Raw genomic sequence first — 17,409 nt, forward strand, 5'->3', positions numbered from 1 at the left:
GCCCGCGCCGGGGATCAGGAAAATGCCGTTTCCGCTAGCGCCGCCGGGTTGAGAGAAGGCGCGCAGCCGTGGGCCAGCGCCGCAACGGCATCGAGGCAAGACATGGCCTGGCGGATGATGCGCGTCTCATGACCGATGCCGCGCGCGGCATCGACTGCCAGCCTGGCGCTCATGCACAGCCGCAGGGCGCTGACCGGAACGCCCGCCTGGTGGCCACAATCCACCGGCTGGCCAAGCTGGCAGGCGCCGCTACCAGACGCCGGCATCTGCAACTGGCGATAGACGGCGGCGGTCTCGTCCCGGCTGAGCGGAGCCCTGCCGCCATGCGAGACGGGCCGGTACAGCAGGAAAGGGTGGATGGTCTGGATACCGTCCCAGCTCGACGGACTGTCCAGCGCGGCGCGGTCCAGCGCCGGTACATCGAGGGCGGCAAAGGCCGGATCGTGGTGCAGCCGTTGCCCGACGGCGTCGGCAAAGCGCCGCAGGATGCCTTCGACCTGCGAGGCGCTTACCGCCCGGAACGCGCGCAACTCATGGACCGCCGCCTGCCAGCGCAGCAGCAGGCCGAAATTGGCGAAGGATCCCAGGGCCTGCGCGCAGGCCCAGTCCTGCGGCCATTCCTCGCGCGCGGAGTAGATACGAAGCTGGGCAGGCACGCCGCGCTGGCGCAGCTTGCCGCCAATCTCCGCTGGCAGCAGCAAGGCGCCGGAGAACGAGGGTCCCGTGAGGAACTTGGAGCCGGTCAGCGCCACCATGAAGCCACTGCGCAGGTAGGCCTGGATGGTGCGTGGTTCAAGGCGGAACTGGCAGGCATCGACCAGCACCTGCACCACCGACGGCCAGCGGCGCCGCAGCCGCATGACGCACGAGATGCCCGGCGCGATGCAGCCGGTCTTGGAGACATCGATCAGCACCAGCAGCACATGGCGCCCGTTACGCGCGGCCTGGCCGACCAGCGCCTCGATTTCCGCGTCGACCATGGCCGCATCCCGCAGGGTTCCGTCGGCATTGCGGATCGGCACATCGAGGATATCGCTGGCGCAGGACTGGCCGAGGGACTCGCCCGGGATGGTGGTACGGCCCAGGGCGTTATACGTGCTGAAGTGCTGCCCGGCGAGCGCCGCGGGCACACCGCTGCCACTTTCGGCCGCGCCCGCCATGATCACCAGCGGCCTGGCGGGCGCGCCATCGCCAGCGCGGTCGCCGTCCCCCGTCACGCGCGCGGCTACCCGCGCGGCAAGCAGGTGCACATCGGTGCCCGACGCCGAGAAAACGAGCCCGGGGTCCTGCGCCTGGTCGATGCCGCACAGTGCCAGCACCTCGCTGCGCAGCCGGTCCATCTCGCGGCGATAAAGCTCGGCCGGCGTCTGGTGCGCCAGCGCGGCGGCGAGCCGGCCGCGCAGTTCGTCGACCACGGCGAACGCCGCCGGCGAGATTCCCGAAGACGTGGACGAGCCGAACGCAGCGAGGTCCGCGCAGGCGAGCGGCTCGCAACCGTACTTGTTGCGGCCTGTGGCGGGGTCCAGCGCGATGCGGTGATCGCCGCCGCTGACCAGCAGCTCAGCCGTCGATGGCAGCGGCATCGGCAGCGTGCGTTCGACCGGCATGCTCGGTCTGGCTGGCATTGATCAGCATGGCCCGGAATGCAGCGAAGATCTTGTGCATTTGCGGCTGCTTGTAGGGAAAGAGGTCGACCGGGTCGATGTCGTGCACGACCATGGCCGTGTCCGCCTCGAACACCAGCAACTCGCCGTCCTGCGTCTCGGCGCAATCCAGGCCGACATAGTCGAGATCCAGGCGCGCCTGGATCAGTGCCAGGGCATCCTTGTGGCGCAGCGCGAAGGTGTGGTCGAAGTCGCGCATGATCGCCGCTTCCTCCTCCCGCTTGACGGCGCTCTCGGCCATGCCGGCATTCAGGTAGTGGATCATCCAGTGCTCGGAAATGCCCACGTGGCACACATAGGGACGCCCCTCGATCAGCACGAGCCGGTATTTGCGGAACAGTCCGTCCGCGTTCCGGTAGTCGATGAAGCGCGACACATAGAAGGCCGGCTCGCCGGACTGCGCCAGGTAAGCGGCCAGCTCGGCCGCGTCGCCGAGCTTTTCCAGCCCCTTGCCGGCATGGGAGCCGAGCGGCCGGACGATGATCGGGAATCCACCTTCGCCCAGCACCGATACGATCGTGGCTTGCTCCCCGGCCACGGCCGCCAGCACCTCGCGGTCCACGCGCAGCGTGGGCGGCATGCAGATGCCCGGTGCCGACGCCAGCGCCGATGCGGCCCGGTCGCGCGACAGCCGCTGCAGGCGATCCGGCAGGTTCAGCACGGGGCGCGGCCAGATCGCGGCGAGCGCGCGGAGTTGCTCCAGCACGGGCTGGGTGCGGTCCGATTCGCCAACGGCAATGAAAAGCACATCGTGCTCCGGCACGGCCTGCGGCAGCGGTTCTTCCGGGGTGACGTACAGCACGTCGAGCGCCACGTCGGAGTTGCCCAGCAGGCATTCCAGCGGCGTGTTCGCCATCAGGTCGCCTGACACCATGATGGCCAGCACGCGCAGGCCAACGGCGCCATCGCGCAGCGTCGGCAGGTGATAGAGCTGCCGCGTCTGCAGCGCCTCGGCCTGGATGGTCATGGCAAGCGCATGATCGCCGAGCAGCTGCAGGACCAGCGAGAGATCCATCAGCGCATTGGCGTCATCCGGCTGCGACTGCAGATGGTTGATCAGCTTCGCGCCGAGGGGGCGCAGGTCTTCATTCTGATGGGCGGCGCGCAGCAGGTGGCGCAGGCCGATCAGCGTGTCCCGGGCCGGCGTGGCGGTTGCGGAATCGTGGATGGCGTTCACGTTCATTGTGTTAGATCGCTGACTTCAGGCACGGATGTCGAAGCGCTCAGCGCCTTGCCGAGTGCGAGGGTCGCGCCAAGCAGGGCATCGATATCCTGCGAGGTGCTGCGATGGTTGAACAAGGCAACCCGGATCGCGAAGCGCCCGTCGAGCATCGTCGACGAAGGCGCGGCGAGGCCGGATTCCTGCAAGGCGACGACCAGATCGCGATTGACCTGGTCGATGGCGCCGCTCGCCGCGGGCCCGGTGCCGGTGAAGCGGAAGCAGACGATATTGAGCGATACCGGCGCCAGCAGCTCCAGCTCCGGCTCGGCACGGATGCGGCGCGCGAGTTCCTGCGCCAGTGCGCACGTATGCGCGATCATGCCGCCCAGCCGCTCGGTGCCGTAGACCTTGATCGTGAACCAGGTCTTCAGGGCGCGAAAGCCGCGCGAGAGATCCGGGCCGAAGTCGCACGGCCAGGGCGAGCCGGCCGCCATGCCGCGCTCGCCGCGGCTGAGATAGGTGCCTTCGTGCGTGGCAAAGGTGCGCAGGTGCAATTGCCGGTCCCGGACCACGAAAAAGCCGGCGTCATAGGGGACTTGCAGCCACTTGTGGAAATCGAAGGCGATCGAGTCCGCCTGCTCGATGCCACGCAGGCGCGGGGCAAGCTGGGGACACAGCATGGCAAGTGCGCCAAAGGCGCCGTCGACATGGAAGTGCAGTTGCTCCCGGCGTGCCATGCGAGCGATGCCGGCCAGGTCGTCGATGGCACCGGTATCGACCGTGCCGGCGGTGCCGACGACGAGGAATGGCGAGAAGCCGGCAGCACGGTCCACCGCGATGGCGGCGGCGAGGCGGGCCAGATCCATGCGCCCTTGATCGTCGACGGGAATCGAGCGCAGATTGTCTTTCCCCAGGCCGGCCAGGTCCATGCCTTGCGCGATGCAGCCGTGCGCCCGCGCGGAGGTATAGGCGGTAAGGCGGCACGCTGCCTGCGCCACGCCGCTCGCGCGCACCTCGCCACCGAGTGCCCGGGTCCTGGCGGCCAGCACGCCGCACAGGTTGGCCATGGAGGAGCCGGTCAGGAACAGGCCGCTGGCATCCTGGGGAAAGCCGAACAGCTCGATCACCCAGCGCAGCACCTGCCACTCCACCTCGACCGGGATGTGGTCGCGGCCACCGAGGTTGGCATTGAGCCCGGCCGCGAGCATTTCCGCCAGCATGCCGACCGGGGTGCCGCCGCCATGCACCCAGCCCATGAAGCCGGGATGCGCATTGCCCACGGCATAAGGCAGGATGCTGTCCATGAAGGTCTGGTGCACCCGCTCCAGCCCGCTTCCCTCGCGCGGCAAGGGCTCGCGGAAGCGCTCGCGCACCGCGTCGGGGATCGGCTGCCAGACCGGCCGCTCGCGAATGCCCTGGAGGTAGTCCAGCATATCGTCGAGCATGCTGTGGCCCTGCGCCCTCAGCGCGCTCCAGTCGACAGGGTCGAGGCTGGCGCGGGCTGGCTGCCGGCTGCCCTCGGGGGTTGGTGTTGACATGGCTGATGGCTGTCCGGAAAACGCTGCGTCCCAAGGCGAGGTGCTTTGCGCGGCCTCGCTTGCGGGACATTGTGGCGGGGATCATAGCGCCGGGCCGCCGGCCCGTTCTGACGAGGATGGCGGGTTTCCTGCCCTATTTCTCTGCCAAGCCAGGGGCCCGCCGTGGGTATCCGGCTCCGCCCGGGGCGCGGGCCGGCCCCGCTGCCGGCCCGCGCCGGCACCCCGGGGACCGAAAAACAACACTGCGGCCCCGCCTTACCACAATCCGATCGATTGCGGGCACCGCCGTGCGCGACGATAATTGTGCAATCAAGTATCGCAGGCAACGCTCGCGCCTCCCGTCGGCACTCCCCCACTTCCCATGCAGACACACCAAGGCCTCCCCCACCCCCAACGCGGCTGGGCCATCCTCACCGTGTTTTGCGGCCTCATCATGGCCGTGCTCGACGGCTCGATCGCCAATATCGCACTGCCATCGATCTCCCGCGAGCTGGCGGCAGACCCGAGCAGCACCATCTGGGTGGTCAACGCCTACCAGCTCACCGTCACGGTATGCCTGCTGCCGCTGTCCTCGCTCGGCGACATCCTTGGCTACAAGCGGGTGTACCGCGCGGGGCTGGCGATCTTCCTGCTCGGATCGCTGCTGTGCGCGCTGTCGCCGAACCTGCCCGTGCTGGTGGCGGCGCGCGTGCTGCAGGGCGTGGGCGGCGCCGGCATCATGAGCGTGAACACGGCGCTGGTGCGCTTTATCTATCCGCCCACCAAGCTCGGCCGCGGCATCGGGCTGAATGCGCTGGTGGTGGGCATCACCATCGCCGTGGGCCCGTCGGTGGGCGCACTGATCCTGTCCATCGCGAGCTGGCCGTGGCTGTTCGCCATCAACGTGCCGGTGGCGGTGTTCGCCCTCGTGCTGGCACGCAGCGCGCTGCCGGCCACGCCGCCCCAGCCGCATGGCTTCGACTATCGCAGCGCGCTGCTGTCGGCAGTGGTATTCGCGCTGTTCATCCTGAGCGTCGACGGCGCCGGCCACGCCAGCCTGCGTCCTGCGGCGGCGGCCGGACTGGTGGCCGCCGCGCTGCTGGGCTTGGGGCTGGTGCGCATGCAGCGCGGCAAGCCGGCGCCGCTGGTGCCGGTGGACCTGTTCCGCAACCGCGCCTTCACGCTGGCCGTGGGTACCTCGTTCTGCTCCTTCATGGCGCAGATGCTGGCCTTCGTGGCGCTGCCGTTCTACCTGGAATACCAGCTGGGCCGCTCGCTGCACGAGACCGGGCTGCTGATCACGCCGTGGCCGCTGATGGTGGCGATCATGGCACCCTTGTCGGGTCGCCTGTCGGACCGCTATCCCGCCAGCATCCTGGCCGGAGTCGGGCTGGCGCTGCTCGGCAGCGGGCTGGTCGGCCTGGCCTTGCTCGGCCCCGACGCATCGAGCTTCGGCATCGGCTGGCGCATGGCGATGTGCGGGCTGGGCTTCGGGCTGTTCCAGTCGCCCAACAACCGCGCCATGATCGGCGCCACGCCGCCCGCGCGCAGCGGCGGCGCCAGCGGCGCGCAGGCCACCACGCGGCTGCTGGGGCAGACCACCGGCACCGCGGTGGTCGCACTGCTGTTCAGCGTGGACCAGACCGGCGCGGCAAGGCTGGCCTTGTATGTGGCGGCGACGGTGGCCACGGTGGGCGCGGTGGTGAGCTTCAGCCGGCTGCGCAGCGGCAGTGGCTCCCAGGCGCGGGGCGCGGCCGAAGCGGATATCTGACGCCCGGCCGGCGCCCTGCACCGGGATCCCGCCGGCTTGCTCCCCTCCCCCGCAGCGCCCGCTGCGGGAGAGGGGAAGCCTTACACCGCCAGGCCAGCCCCGACTGTGCGCTCCGGGGCGATCACTCCGCCTTGGCCCCCGACTCCTTCACCACCCTCGCCCACTTCGCGATCTCGGCGCGCTGGTAGCTTGCCAGCGTTTCCGGCGTGCCTAGGATCGGGTCCAGTCCCAGGGTCTTGAGCTTGGCCTGGACGTCGGGCAGCGTGTAGATACGGTTGAGTTCGGCGTTGAGCTTGGCGACCACATCCTTGGGCGTGTTGGCCGGCGCGAAGATGGCGAACCAGGAATCGGCCTCGAAGCCCGGCAATCCCTGCTCGGCCAGCGTGGGGATGTCCGGGGCCGAAGGCGAGCGCTTGGCGCTGGTGACGCCCAAGGCCCGCAGCTTGCCTTCCTTGACCACCGGCAGCGCCGACGGCAGGTTGTCGAACATCATCGTGATATGGCCGCCGAGCAGGTCGGGGATGGCCATGGCGCGGCCTTTGTACGGCACGTGGGTGATCTTCACGCCGGCCATCGAATTGAACAGTTCGCCCGCCACGTGCAGCGAAGTGCCGACGCCTGGCGTGCCGAAGGTGAGGCCGCCCGGCTTGGCCTTGGCCAGCGCGATGAGTTCCTGCACGTTCCTGGCCGGCACCGCGGGGTTGACCACGAGCACGTTGGGCGTGGACGCGACCAGGATCACCGGCACGAAGTCCTTCACCATGTCGTACGGCATCCTGGCGTAGAGCGCGCCGTTGATCGAGTGCGTGCCCACCGTGCCCATGGCCAGCGTGTAGCCGTCGGGCGCGGCGTGCGCCACGGCCTCGCCGCCGATATTGCCGCCCGCACCCGGCTTGTTGTCGACCACCACCGGCTGGCCCCACGCGGGAGAAATCTTCTCGGAGAAGATCCGCGCCAGGATATCCGGCGCGCCGCCGCTGGGAAAGCCCACCACGATGCGGATCGGCTTGGAGGGATAGGTATCGGCCCGGGCCGATGACGCGGCCAGCGCGGTAAATGCGGCGCAGGCGGCCAGCATGGCCGCCGCGAATGGTTTGCTGCGCATTGATGTCTCCCTTTGCTTTTGCTTTTGCTTTTTCTTTTGCTTTGATCGGGTTATTGCCTGGGATGCCGCGCGGGGCGCGGCCATGCTCACACCACGGTGCCGCCGAACTCGGCCATCACCTTGTCGTGCAGGCGGCGCATGCCCTTGAGCCAGCGGTCGTAGTCCTGGCCCTTGCGCTGGTAGTACTCCAGCACTTCGGGATGCGGCAGGATCAGGAAGCGCTCCTCCTGCACGCCTGCCAGCGTGACCTGCGCCACATGCTCGGGCGTGACCGATCCCGCCTGCAGGAAGCCCTTGCGCGCCCCGTCCTCGCCGAACAGCATGTTGGTCTGCACGCCCTGCGGACAGATGCAACTGACCTTGATGCCGCGGTCGCCGTAGGTGATCGACAGCCACTCGGCAAAGCCGATGGCGGCATGCTTGGTCACGGCGTAGGGTGCCGAGCCGATCTGCGACAGCAGCCCCGCGGCCGATACGGTGTTGACGAAGTAGCCCTCGCCGCGCGCGAGCATCTGCGGCAGCACCGCGCGCGCGGCGTGGATGTGGGCCATCACGTTGATCTCCCAGATGCGCTGCCATTCCTCGGCGCTGGCGTCCAGGCCCTTGCGCAGGATGATGCCGGCGTTCGAGCAGAACACGTCCACCTGGCCGAAGCGCTCGGTGGCCGCATCCGCCAGCGCCTGCACCGCGGCGGCATCGGCCACGTCCGTGCGCTGCGCGAAGACCTTGCACGCGGGACTGGCCTGCGCCAGCTCCGCGGCCACCTTCTGCGCGCCCGCTTCGTCGAGGTCGGCCACGGCCACGCCGCGCGCGCCGCCCGCGGCGAAGGCCAGCGCCAGCGCACGTCCGATGCCGGTGGCGGCGCCCGTCACGATCACGGTCTTGTTGCGGATCTCCATCTTTGTCTCCTTTGTTTTCTTTGTCTGTAATGCCAGCTAGATGTACGGCTCACATGGCCGCGGGAATTCTGTGATTCTTGCTGTGATTCTTGCTGTGATTCTTGCTGTGATCCTTGCTGTGAGGGATGGCGGTGGATGCATGTCGATGCCGCTGCGATGATGCCTCGCTATCCCTGTCCTTGCCAGAGCCGCGCCTGCAGCGTCTCGGCCAGCTCGCGAATGCGCGGCCCGAGGTTGCCATCGAGAATCTCCGGCGTGAGCCGCGTGGCGGCGCCGCCGATATTGATGGCCAGCACCTCGGCGCCGCCTTCGAGCACCACCGGCGCGGCCGCGCCGCTCACGCTGCGGTCCCACTCCGCATGCGCGAGGCAGAAGCCGCGCCTGCCGTAGTCGCGCAGCGCGCGTTCGAGCTTGGTGCGGATAGGTGCCCAGCGGCTGCCGTAGAAATGCTCGAGGTCGGCCACCACGGCGGCGCGGCGCGGCGCTTCCAGCCCGGCCAGCCACGCACGTCCGATGGCCGAGGTGGCGGTGGGCAGGCGCGATCCCGGCGCCAGCCGCATCACCAGCGCGCCGCGCGGCTGGCAGACCTCCAGGTAGACCATCTCGTGCCGGTCGGCGGTGGCCAGCGCCACCGTGCAATCGGTGGCGAACGCGAGCGACTGCATCAGCGGCTGCGCGATCTCGCGGATGCGCGAGCCGGCCAGGTAGCGCTGCCCGAGCACCATAGCACCTTGCCCGAGGCGGTACTTCTCGAGCGACTCCGAATAGATCAGGTAGCCCAGGCTGGTGAGCGTGTAGGTCAGGCGCGAAACGGTCGGCCGCGGAATGCCGGCGCGCCGCGCGAGTTCGGCGTTGCCGAGGTAATCGTCATGCGGGCCGAAGGCGCGCAGCAGGTCCAGCCCGCGCGCCAGCGCGGTGACGAAGTTGCGGTCGTCGCGCGCCGCATCGGCGGGCGTGCCGGAAAACAGCACCGGCTGCGCATCGGCCGCATGGGTCGCATGCGTGGCGTGCGTGGCGTGCGCGGCTTGCGTGGCTTGCGTGGCTTGCGTGGCGCTGGCAGCGCCGGCAGGCGATGCGCAGGGCGACAGCGGGATCGACGAAGTGCGCTTCATGGGTGGCGGCGACACATGGCAACTGGCTGCGGAAGGACGCGCCCCGGGGCCGCGCCGGATGGCTGCGGACGCGGGCTGCGCCGGCTATTTCGCTGTGCGGAAGACTATTCCGTATTCCTTGACTGTGCCTCAGGCCGTATGCAACAGTCAATGAAAACGAACGATCGTGCTGGAACGTGCATATGCGTGCGAACGCATGGCGCCTTCACCGACACGACGACACCGGCAGCGGGGCCCGCCCCCGACCAGCCAAATCCGCATTGCACCGCATTGCACAGGAGACAAGACATGGACCACACCATCCGGCAAGCCGCACCACCGCCCGGCTGATCCCCGTATTTGCCCCATGAGCGGCCCGCGCCTCGCGCGCGGCGCCGCAGCTTCCGCGCATGCCGCCATGCGGCTTGCGTGCCTTCGTTCGCGATTTTTTTTGCGACTAGCCAAGAGGTAAGCCCGAGATGTTGTTTCTCCAACAAGTCCTGAACGGCCTCACGCTGGGCGGCGTGTATAGCCTGGTGGCGCTGGGCCTGACACTGGTCTACGGCATCCTGCACGTGCCCAATTTCGCGCACGGCGCGTTCTACATGGCCGGCGCCTATGTCTCGTACTACATGATGACGGCGCTCGGCATGAACTACTGGCTGGCGATGGGCGCCGCCGCGCTGGCGGTGGCAGCGCTGTCGATGCTGGCCGATCGCCTGGTGTTCCATCCGCTGCGCAACGCGCCCGAGTTGCACGACATGATCGCCGCCATCGGCATCATGCTGTTCCTCGAGGCCGGCGCGCAGGCGCTGTGGGGCGCGGACTTCAACCGCATGCCCACGCCCTACGGCCAGATGGTGGAAGTGTTCGGGCTCACCGCCCCCGCCCAGCGCCTGCTGATCATCGGCGCGGCTTTCGGCCTGATGGTGCTGCTGCACCTGTTCCTCACGCGCACCGTGACCGGCTCGACCATCGTGGCGATGGCGCAGAACCGCGAAGGCGCCGCGCTGGTGGGCATCGACGCGACCCGCGTCACCCTGCTGGTGTTCGCCATCTCGGGCGCGCTGGCCGCCATCGCCGCCACGCTGTACGCGCCGATCAACCTGGTCTACCCGAGCATGGGCAACCTGGTCATCACCAAGGCCTTCGTCATCATCATCCTCGGCGGCATGGGCAGCATTCCCGGGGCCATCGTGGGCGGGCTGATCATCGGCATGGCCGAGAGCTTCGGCGGCTTCTACGTCTCCACCGACTACAAGGACATCATCGCCTTCGTGCTGCTGGTGGCCATCCTGTCGATCCGCCCGCAGGGCCTGTTTGCCGGCAAGGCCGCTTAAGGAGCGCAACATGACCAATGCATTGCAAGGAAAAGCCGGCTGGGCACTGCTGCTGGCGCTGGCCGTCGCGTTCCCGCTGCTCACGCCCAACAGCTACTACCTGACGGTGATGACGCTGGCCTTCATCTACGCCATCGCCACGCTGGGGCTGAACCTGATCACCGGCTACACCGGCCAGCTCAACCTCGCGCACGGTGGCTTCATGGCAATCGGCGCCTACACGCTGGGTATCCTGACGGTGGATCACCAGGTACCGTTCTGGGTGGCGTTCGCGCTGTCGGGCGTGGTGTGCATGGTGGTGGGCTACTTCGTGGGCGTGGTGTCGCTGCGCCTGAAGGGCCATTACTTCTCGATCTTCACGCTGTGCATCGGCTACATCATCTACCTGCTGATCGAGAAATGGGAAAGCCTCACGCACGGCACGGTGGGCCTGATCGGCATCCCGGTGCCGGCGTCGGTGGGCCCGCTGGCGTTCGACAACGTGCAGGCGCAGTACTACCTGGTGCTGTTCTTCCTCGTGATCGGCACCTTCGTGATGCACCGCATCGTCACCTCGCTGCTGGGCCGCAGCTTCATGGCCGTGCGCAACAGCGATGCGCTGGCCGAGGCGCTGGGCATCAACCTGATGCGCACCAAGGTGCTGTCCTTCGTGCTGTCGGTGGGCTATGCGGGCTTTGCCGGCGCGCTGTACGCGGGCCAGGTGCGCTTCCTCGGCCCCGATATCGCGCGCACCGACCTCACCTTCGACATGGTGATGGCGATGCTGGTCGGTGGCACCGGCACGCTGCTCGGGCCGCTGCTGGGCGCGGTGCTGGTGCCGTGGGTGACGCAGACGCTGCAGTTCCTGCAGGACTACCGCATGCTGGTGTTCGGCCCGGTGCTGATCCTGCTCATCATCTTCGTGCCGGACGGCATCGTCGGCTCGTGGGCCAAGCGCCAGGCGAGGCGCGCCGCGGCCGCGCGGCGCGGCGGCAAGAGCCGCGCGCAGGCTCCCGCACCGGCCGCCGGTGCCAACGCAGCCAACGCAGCCAACGCAGCCAACGCAGGGGTCGACCATGCTTGAGATCCGCAACCTGACCAAGAAATTCGGCGGCCTGACCGCGGTAAATGATGTCTCGATCCGCTTCGAGACCGGCCACATCAACGCCATCATCGGACCCAACGGCGCCGGCAAGACCACCTTCTTCAACCTGATCGCCGGCACCCACGCACCCAGCTCCGGCCAGATCCTGCTCAAGGGCCAGGACGTGGCCGGGCTGCGCGCGGACCAGATCGCCCGCCTGGGCGTGGCGCGCACCTTCCAGGCGACCCACCTGTTCGACCGCGCCACCGTGCTGGACAACCTGATCGTGGGCCATCGCCTGCGCACGCATTCCGGCCTGGCCGACGTGCTCTTCAACACGCGGCGGCTGCGCGAGGAAGAGCGCCTGTGCCGCGCCAAGGCGGAGGAAGCGCTGGAGTTCGTCGGCCTTGCGCACCTGGCCCATGAAGTGGCGGCCGACATCACGCAGGAGGAGCGCAAGCGCGTGGCCTTCGCGCTGGCGCTGGCCACCGATGCCGAACTGCTGCTGCTCGACGAGCCCGCCGGCGGCGTCAATCCGGAGGAGACCGTGGGCCTGGCCGAACTGATCCGCAAGATGGTCCGCCATGGCAAGACGGTCTGCCTGATCGAACACAAGATGGACATGATCATGCGGCTGGCCGACAAGATCATGGTGCTCAACTACGGCGAGAAGATCGCCGAGGGGACGCCCGCGCAGATCCAGCAGGATCCGCACGTCATCGAAGCCTACCTGGGAGCCGACCATGTTGCAGCTTGAGCGCGTTTCGCTTTCCTACGGCAGCTTCCGCGCGCTGGAAAACATCACCCTGCACGCCGGCGCCGGCGAGCTGGTGGTGCTGCTGGGCGCCAACGGCGCCGGCAAGAGCTCGATCTTCCTGGCGATGAGCGGCATCCACCGCGCCAGCGGCGGCACCATGCGCTTCGACGGCCGCGAGCTGTCCGGCATGAAGCCCTCGCAGATCGTGCAGGCCGGGCTGGTGCACTGCCCCGAAGGGCGCAAGCTGTTTCCCGCCATGAGCGTGCAGAAGAACCTGACGCTGGGCGCTTACGTCCACCGCCGCGATTCGGCAGGCATCAAGCGCTCGCTCGAAGAAGTGTTCGAGATGTTCCCCATCCTGCGGCAGAAGAAGGACGATCCGGCCGGCTCGCTCTCGGGCGGCCAGCAGCAGATGGTGGCGCTGGGGCGCGCGCTGATGAGCCGCCCGCGCGCGCTGCTGCTCGACGAGCCGTCGCTCGGGCTGGCGCCGCTGGTGGTCAAGCAGATGTTCGAGGTCATCCAGCGCATCAACCGTGCCGGCACCACCGTGCTGCTGGCCGAGCAGAACGCCTACGCGGCGCTTGGCATCGCGCACCGCGCCTACGTGATCGAGAGCGGGCGCATCGTCATGGAAGGCGACCGCGAAACCTTGCTCAAGGATGAGGGAATTCGCCGCGCGTATATCGGCGGCTAGCCCTGGCCGAAGGACAGGGCAGGAAAACAGGGCAGGAAGACAGGACAAGAACGAACGCAGTGCAAACACAACAGGAGACCGCCAGATGCAAACCAAGATGATCCGCCGCTTCTTCCCGCTCGCCGCCACCGCCGTGGCCGCGCTGCTGGCTTCGGGCACCGCCTTCGCACAGGAAGTCGTCAAGCTGGGCTACACCGGCCCGCTGTCGGGCGGCGCCGCCCTGTACGGCAAGAACGTGCTTTCGGGCATCCAGATGGCGGTCGACGAAATCAACGCCGCCGGCCTGGAAGTCAAGGGCAAGAAGGTCAAGCTCGAAGTGGCCGCGCTCGATGACAAGTACGCCCCGGCCGAGGCCGCGATCAACGCGCGCCGGCTGGTGCAGCAGTACAAGACGCCCGCCGTGTTCGTGCCGCACTCGGGTGGCATCTTCGCGCTGCAGGCCTTCAACGAGCAGGAGAAGTTCCTGGTGATGGCGTACTCCAGCGTGCCGCGCATCACCGATGTCAACAACAAGCTGACCATCCGCATCCCGCCGGCCTACACCGGCTATATCGATCCCTTTATCAAGGCGCAGATGAAGCGCTACGGCAAGAACGTGGCGCTGGCGCCGGCCGACCATGACTACGCCAAGGCCTGGGTTCAGGCCTTCGTGCCTGCATGGGAGAGTGCGGGCGGCAAGGTGGTGGCCAACAACCCGATGTCCTATACCAAGGCAACCGATTTCTACAGCGGCGTGTCGCGCGTGCTGGCCGACAAGCCGGACGTGATGTTCGTGGGCGGCCCGTCGGAGCCGACCGCGCTGGTGGTCAAGCAGGCGCGCGAACTGGGCTTCAAGGGCGGCTTTATCGTGATGGACCAGGCCAAGCTCGACGAGATGTCCAAGGTCACCAACGGCCTGGCCATGCTGGAGGGCTCGATCGGCGTGATGCCGCTGGCCAACGACAGCCGCCCCGCCGCGCAGAACTACAACAACAAATACAAGAAGCTGCACGACGGGCGCGATGCCACCACCGAGATGTCGCTCAACTACACCATGGTGTACGCGCTGGCCGGCGCCATGAAGCTGGCCGGCACCACCACCGACGTGGCGGCGATCCGCGCCAAGATGCCGGAGGCGGTAAAGACGCTGGCCAAGGATGCCAACCCCAACGAGATCGAGAGCATCGACGCCAAGGGCGGCACCGTGGCCGATACCGTGGTGGGCTGGGTGCAGGGCGGCAAGATTGCCCAGGTGCGCCTGTCCGAACTGGCCAAATAAGTCAACTCCGGGGCCGGCGCGCGCGACGCGCCGGCTTGCCGAAGGTCCCGCCCGGCACTCCGGCGGGATTCAGGCCCGCGCACCGGCGGGCTCCTGTCTTGTCACCCCCCGCCTCTCTTCATTGACGCCGCCGACTAGGCATGCTGTTGCTGACGCTGCAGCTCTTGCTGGCGGCGCTGCTGTTCCTGTTGCTGTTGCTGTTGCTGGCGCTGGTGCTCCTGCTGCTGGCGTTGCACATCCTGCTGCTGGCGCTGCATCTGCTCTTGCTGCTGGCGTTGCATCACCTGCTGCTGGCGCTGCTGCTCCTGTACCTGGTGCTCCTGTGCCTGGCGCTCCTGCTGCTGGCGTTGCTGCACGCGCTGCTGTTCCATCTGCTGGCGCTGCTGCTCCTGCTGCTGCCGCTGCATGGCCTGTTGCTGGCGCTGCTGCTCCTGCATCTGGCGCTCCTGCTGCTGGCGCTGCATGTCCTGCTGTTGCTGCATCGCCTGCTGGGCACGCTGCTGCTCGCCGCGCTGGCGCTCCTGCTGCTGGCGCTGCATGTCCTGCTGTTGCTGCATTGCCTGCTGGGCGCGCTGCTGGTCGCCGCGCTGGCGTTCCTGCTGCTGGCGCTGCATGTCCTGCTGTTGCTGCATTGCCTGCTGGGCGCGCTGCTGGTCGCCGCGCTGGCGTTCCTGCTGCTGGCGCTGCATCTCCTGCTGTTGCTGCATTGCCTGCTGGGCGCGCTGCTGGTCGCCAAACTGGCGTTCCTGCTGCTGGCGCTGCATGTCCTGCTGTTGCTGCATCCCCTGCTGGGCACGCTGCTGGTCGCCGCGCTGGCGCTCCTGCTGCTGGCGCTGCATCTCCTGCTGTTGCTGCATCCCCTGCTGGGCACGCTGCTGCTCGCCGCGCTGGCGCTCCTGCTGCTGGCGCTGCATCTCCTGCTGTTGCTGCATCCCCTGCTGGGCGCGCTGCTGCTCGCCAAACTGGCGTTCCTGCTGCTGACGCTGCATCTCTTGCTGTTGCTGCATCCCCTGCTGCGCGCGCTGCTGGTCACCACGCTGGCGTTCCTGCTGCTGGCGCTGCATGTCCTGCTGTTGCTGCATTCCCTGCTGGGCGCGCTGCTGCTCGCCAAACTGACGCTCCTGCTGCTGGCGCGCGAAGGCCTGCGGATCGCCCTGCTGGCCGTGCGCCTGGTCCGGACGCGTGGTCCAGCCCCGCCCCTGCATCTGCTGCTGCGGTTGCGGCTGGCCACCGCGATCGGAATTGACGAAGCCCTGCGGCATCGCCCCGCGCGGACCGCCCTCGGCCCGCTGCGGGTTGAATGCAGGATTGGCGGGGTTGGCCGGGTTGGCGGGACTGCCCGGTCCCGCCGCATTGCGGCCGTGGAAGGCCGGCGCGGCCTGGCTCAGGCGCACCGGGCCGGCTGCCGCGCCCGGGTTCGGGGCGGGGCCACCGCCGCCACCGTGCCAGGCCGGCCCCGCGCCGGGCACCGTGCCGCCGCCACGGGCAAAACGCTGGGCCAGTTCGTCGCTGGCGGGACGGCCCGGCGCGCGCGCCGCGATGGCGGGACGGTTGAAGCCCTGCATGACCGCCGGCGGCGCGGGCCGCCCGGGATTCGCACCTAGCAGGCTGGCCTTGACCGGCGCCAGCGGCGGCGCGCCGTTGGCCTCGCCGCGCGGCAGGTTGCGCCATGCGTCGTTGCGCGCGCCGGGCGGCACGCGCTGGCCCTGCACGAAGGCGCGCGCCGGCATGCCGGTGACGGCGCCCGGCACATCCCGGTTGACATAGACGTTGCGCACGTGGTTGTTGACCACCTCGTTATTGACGGTGAAGCGGTTGATGCGATTGAGATAGCCAGGGCTGGCGCCATAGACCGGGCGATAGGACTCGCGCGGGCCGAGCGGGTACCAGGCTACCCCCGGTCCGCCGTGGGAGGCATTCCGGCCGGGGCCGGGGCCGCCGCCGATAAAGCCCACCACCGCGGGGGCGTACACCGGACGCACCGCGCGCGGGCCGGGCATCCAGCCCCAGCGGTCGCCGACGCGAGCCCAGCGGCCATAGTGGGACGGCGCGAAGCCCCAGGGCGCGTCGTCGCACCAGCTCCATCCCCACGGCGCCACCCAGGCCCAGTGGCCAGCGCTGTAGGGCGCCCAGTCGGCCGCGACCACGCGCGGGAACCAAACCGCGCCGTAGCCCGGGTCTTCCTGCCAGTCGCCGTAGCCGTCCAGCGCGGCATAGCCGGTCATCTCGGGAGGTACGTAGCGGGCCGAGGGCGAGGCATCCTCGCGCGCATCGCGCGCCATGGTCCAGCGGTCGAACTCGTCGGCCGGCGGATCGGAGGCGGCGCCTGCCTCGGCCAGGTCGGTTCCGGCGAAGCGGACCTGCTCGCCGCGGCGCATGTCGAGCGAGCGATTGTCGCCGTACACCACGGCCGAGCCATGATGGAGGGTGACCACCGTGGCGCTGCCGTCGGCCGCCACGTCGAGCCGGTAGTCGCCCGGCTCGCGCGGCACGAAGGCCAGGTTGGGGGTGTCGATCTCCACCGGCTGGTCCGGCGGCAGCGCGCGCACGCGCAGCTGCAGCGTGCCCTGGGTCAGCTTGACCTGGGTGGCGCTGTCGTCAAGGTTGAGCACCGTCACCGCGGTGGCGCTGCCGAGCCGGATCGCCGTGGAGCCGGCATGCAGCTCCGCGCGTCCGCCGTTGTCCACCCACAGGCGGTCGCCGGTGGTGATGGGCCGGTTGGGTGCGGCCTGGGCCCACTCGTCGGAGCCGGCCGGCGCGAAGCTGAGATTGCCCGCGGCGTCGGTGATGGTGGCGATGCGGTCGGACGGATCGGCGGACTGCGCCAGCGCCGGCAGTTGCCAAGTGACAAGAACGACACCTGCCAGGCCGGTGGCTATGAGCAGGGCGCGGGCACGGTGGCCAAGCCTGCGGTCAGGAAACATGGAATTACCTCTTCGACGAAACGGGTGCCGGGCCAACGCCCGTGCTCCCTGCTGTCACGATACTTCCCTTAACGGCGGGCAGCCGCGCCGGCGCACCGGACTTTGTAAGCACATATTTCCCTGGCGCGCCGCCGGCCGGCAGGCGCCGCCGGCCGCGGCCGGGC

General features: G+C 68.8%; 13 protein-coding genes. 6 read left to right on the plus strand and 7 right to left on the minus strand.

Going from position 1 to position 17,409, the window contains the following annotated elements; genetic code table 11:
• Positions 1-14: 14 nt before the first annotated feature.
• From AB4Z48_RS13735 to AB4Z48_RS13745, 3 genes are read right to left on the minus strand one after another with little or no spacing between them, the layout of a single operon-like run.
• Complete coding sequence (locus AB4Z48_RS13735; RefSeq protein WP_441614708.1) at positions 15-1,607, minus strand: hypothetical protein; 1,593 nt, start codon at positions 1,605-1,607, stop codon at positions 15-17.
• Complete coding sequence (locus tag AB4Z48_RS13740) at positions 1,561-2,847, minus strand: ATP-grasp domain-containing protein (RefSeq protein WP_441614710.1); 1,287 nt, start codon at positions 2,845-2,847, stop codon at positions 1,561-1,563. The genes AB4Z48_RS13735 and AB4Z48_RS13740 overlap by 47 nt, the downstream gene beginning before the upstream one ends.
• The gene (locus tag AB4Z48_RS13745) at positions 2,844-4,364 is read right to left on the minus strand and encodes a pyridoxal phosphate-dependent decarboxylase family protein (protein ID WP_441614712.1); all 1,521 of its coding nucleotides are present in this window, start codon (positions 4,362-4,364) and stop codon (positions 2,844-2,846) included. The genes AB4Z48_RS13740 and AB4Z48_RS13745 overlap by 4 nt, the downstream gene beginning before the upstream one ends.
• 361 nt (positions 4,365-4,725) lie before the next feature.
• Here AB4Z48_RS13745 and AB4Z48_RS13750 point away from each other — a divergent pair, with 361 nt between their 5' ends.
• Complete coding sequence (locus AB4Z48_RS13750) at positions 4,726-6,114, plus strand: MFS transporter (protein ID WP_441614714.1); 1,389 nt, start codon at positions 4,726-4,728, stop codon at positions 6,112-6,114.
• 121 nt (positions 6,115-6,235) lie between these two features.
• Here AB4Z48_RS13750 and AB4Z48_RS13755 read toward each other — a convergent pair whose 3' ends face one another.
• The 3 genes from AB4Z48_RS13755 to AB4Z48_RS13765 all read right to left on the minus strand — a co-directional run bounded on the left by AB4Z48_RS13755 (position 6,236) and on the right by AB4Z48_RS13765 (position 9,230).
• Positions 6,236-7,219: a Bug family tripartite tricarboxylate transporter substrate binding protein gene (locus AB4Z48_RS13755; protein ID WP_441614716.1), complete on the minus strand. Its 984-nt coding sequence runs from the start codon at positions 7,217-7,219 to the stop codon at positions 6,236-6,238.
• Positions 7,220-7,305: 86 nt separating this feature from the next.
• The gene (locus AB4Z48_RS13760; protein ID WP_441614718.1) at positions 7,306-8,118 is read right to left on the minus strand and encodes an SDR family oxidoreductase; all 813 of its coding nucleotides are present in this window, start codon (positions 8,116-8,118) and stop codon (positions 7,306-7,308) included.
• Positions 8,119-8,285: 167 nt separating this feature from the next.
• Positions 8,286-9,230 (minus strand): IclR family transcriptional regulator, encoded by a 945-nt coding sequence (locus tag AB4Z48_RS13765; RefSeq protein WP_441614719.1) that lies wholly within the window; start codon positions 9,228-9,230, stop codon positions 8,286-8,288.
• A gap of 458 nt (positions 9,231-9,688) precedes the next feature.
• Between AB4Z48_RS13765 and AB4Z48_RS13770 the strand changes: the two genes are divergently transcribed.
• The 5 genes from AB4Z48_RS13770 (at position 9,689) to AB4Z48_RS13790 (ending at position 14,321) form a co-directional block, all read left to right on the plus strand.
• On the plus strand, positions 9,689-10,549 hold the full coding sequence (locus AB4Z48_RS13770; RefSeq protein WP_441614721.1) for a branched-chain amino acid ABC transporter permease: 861 nt from the start codon (positions 9,689-9,691) through the stop codon (positions 10,547-10,549).
• Positions 10,550-10,559: 10 nt separating this feature from the next.
• Positions 10,560-11,612, plus strand: a complete 1,053-nt coding sequence (locus tag AB4Z48_RS13775) for a branched-chain amino acid ABC transporter permease (RefSeq protein WP_441614723.1) — start codon at positions 10,560-10,562, stop codon at positions 11,610-11,612.
• Positions 11,605-12,369: an ABC transporter ATP-binding protein gene (locus tag AB4Z48_RS13780; protein ID WP_441614725.1), complete on the plus strand. Its 765-nt coding sequence runs from the start codon at positions 11,605-11,607 to the stop codon at positions 12,367-12,369. The genes AB4Z48_RS13775 and AB4Z48_RS13780 overlap by 8 nt, the downstream gene beginning before the upstream one ends.
• Positions 12,356-13,063 carry an ABC transporter ATP-binding protein gene (locus AB4Z48_RS13785; protein WP_441614727.1) on the plus strand — a complete coding sequence of 236 codons (708 nt, stop codon included), beginning with the start codon at positions 12,356-12,358 and terminating at the stop codon, positions 13,061-13,063. Before AB4Z48_RS13780 ends, AB4Z48_RS13785 begins: the two co-directional genes overlap by 14 nt.
• 85 nt (positions 13,064-13,148) lie before the next feature.
• Entirely contained in the window at positions 13,149-14,321 is a 1,173-nt protein-coding gene (locus tag AB4Z48_RS13790) for an ABC transporter substrate-binding protein (protein ID WP_441614729.1), read from the plus strand.
• Positions 14,322-14,455: 134 nt separating this feature from the next.
• Here AB4Z48_RS13790 and AB4Z48_RS13795 read toward each other — a convergent pair whose 3' ends face one another.
• The gene (locus AB4Z48_RS13795) at positions 14,456-17,245 is read right to left on the minus strand and encodes a DUF6600 domain-containing protein (RefSeq protein WP_441614731.1); all 2,790 of its coding nucleotides are present in this window, start codon (positions 17,243-17,245) and stop codon (positions 14,456-14,458) included.
• Between the last annotated feature and the right edge of the window lie 164 nt (positions 17,246-17,409).

Source organism: Cupriavidus sp. 2TAF22 (assembly GCF_052115045.1).
In the GTDB taxonomy this organism is placed as follows: domain Bacteria; phylum Pseudomonadota; class Gammaproteobacteria; order Burkholderiales; family Burkholderiaceae; genus Cupriavidus.

Bases quoted from the DNA above. Each gene is read 5' to 3' on its own strand.
- AB4Z48_RS13735 (WP_441614708.1), bottom strand. From the start codon at position 1,607: ATGCCGGTCGAACGCACGCTGCCGATGCCGCTGCCATCGACGGCTGAG.
- AB4Z48_RS13740 (WP_441614710.1), bottom strand. From the start codon at position 2,847: ATGAACGTGAACGCCATCCACGATTCCGCAACCGCCACGCCGGCCCGG.
- AB4Z48_RS13745 (WP_441614712.1), bottom strand. From the start codon at position 4,364: ATGTCAACACCAACCCCCGAGGGCAGCCGGCAGCCAGCCCGCGCCAGC.
- AB4Z48_RS13750 (WP_441614714.1), top strand. From the start codon at position 4,726: ATGCAGACACACCAAGGCCTCCCCCACCCCCAACGCGGCTGGGCCATC.
- AB4Z48_RS13755 (WP_441614716.1), bottom strand. From the start codon at position 7,219: ATGCGCAGCAAACCATTCGCGGCGGCCATGCTGGCCGCCTGCGCCGCA.
- AB4Z48_RS13760 (WP_441614718.1), bottom strand. From the start codon at position 8,118: ATGGAGATCCGCAACAAGACCGTGATCGTGACGGGCGCCGCCACCGGC.
- AB4Z48_RS13765 (WP_441614719.1), bottom strand. From the start codon at position 9,230: ATGAAGCGCACTTCGTCGATCCCGCTGTCGCCCTGCGCATCGCCTGCC.
- AB4Z48_RS13770 (WP_441614721.1), top strand. From the start codon at position 9,689: ATGTTGTTTCTCCAACAAGTCCTGAACGGCCTCACGCTGGGCGGCGTG.
- AB4Z48_RS13775 (WP_441614723.1), top strand. From the start codon at position 10,560: ATGACCAATGCATTGCAAGGAAAAGCCGGCTGGGCACTGCTGCTGGCG.
- AB4Z48_RS13780 (WP_441614725.1), top strand. From the start codon at position 11,605: ATGCTTGAGATCCGCAACCTGACCAAGAAATTCGGCGGCCTGACCGCG.
- AB4Z48_RS13785 (WP_441614727.1), top strand. From the start codon at position 12,356: ATGTTGCAGCTTGAGCGCGTTTCGCTTTCCTACGGCAGCTTCCGCGCG.
- AB4Z48_RS13790 (WP_441614729.1), top strand. From the start codon at position 13,149: ATGCAAACCAAGATGATCCGCCGCTTCTTCCCGCTCGCCGCCACCGCC.
- AB4Z48_RS13795 (WP_441614731.1), bottom strand. From the start codon at position 17,245: ATGTTTCCTGACCGCAGGCTTGGCCACCGTGCCCGCGCCCTGCTCATA.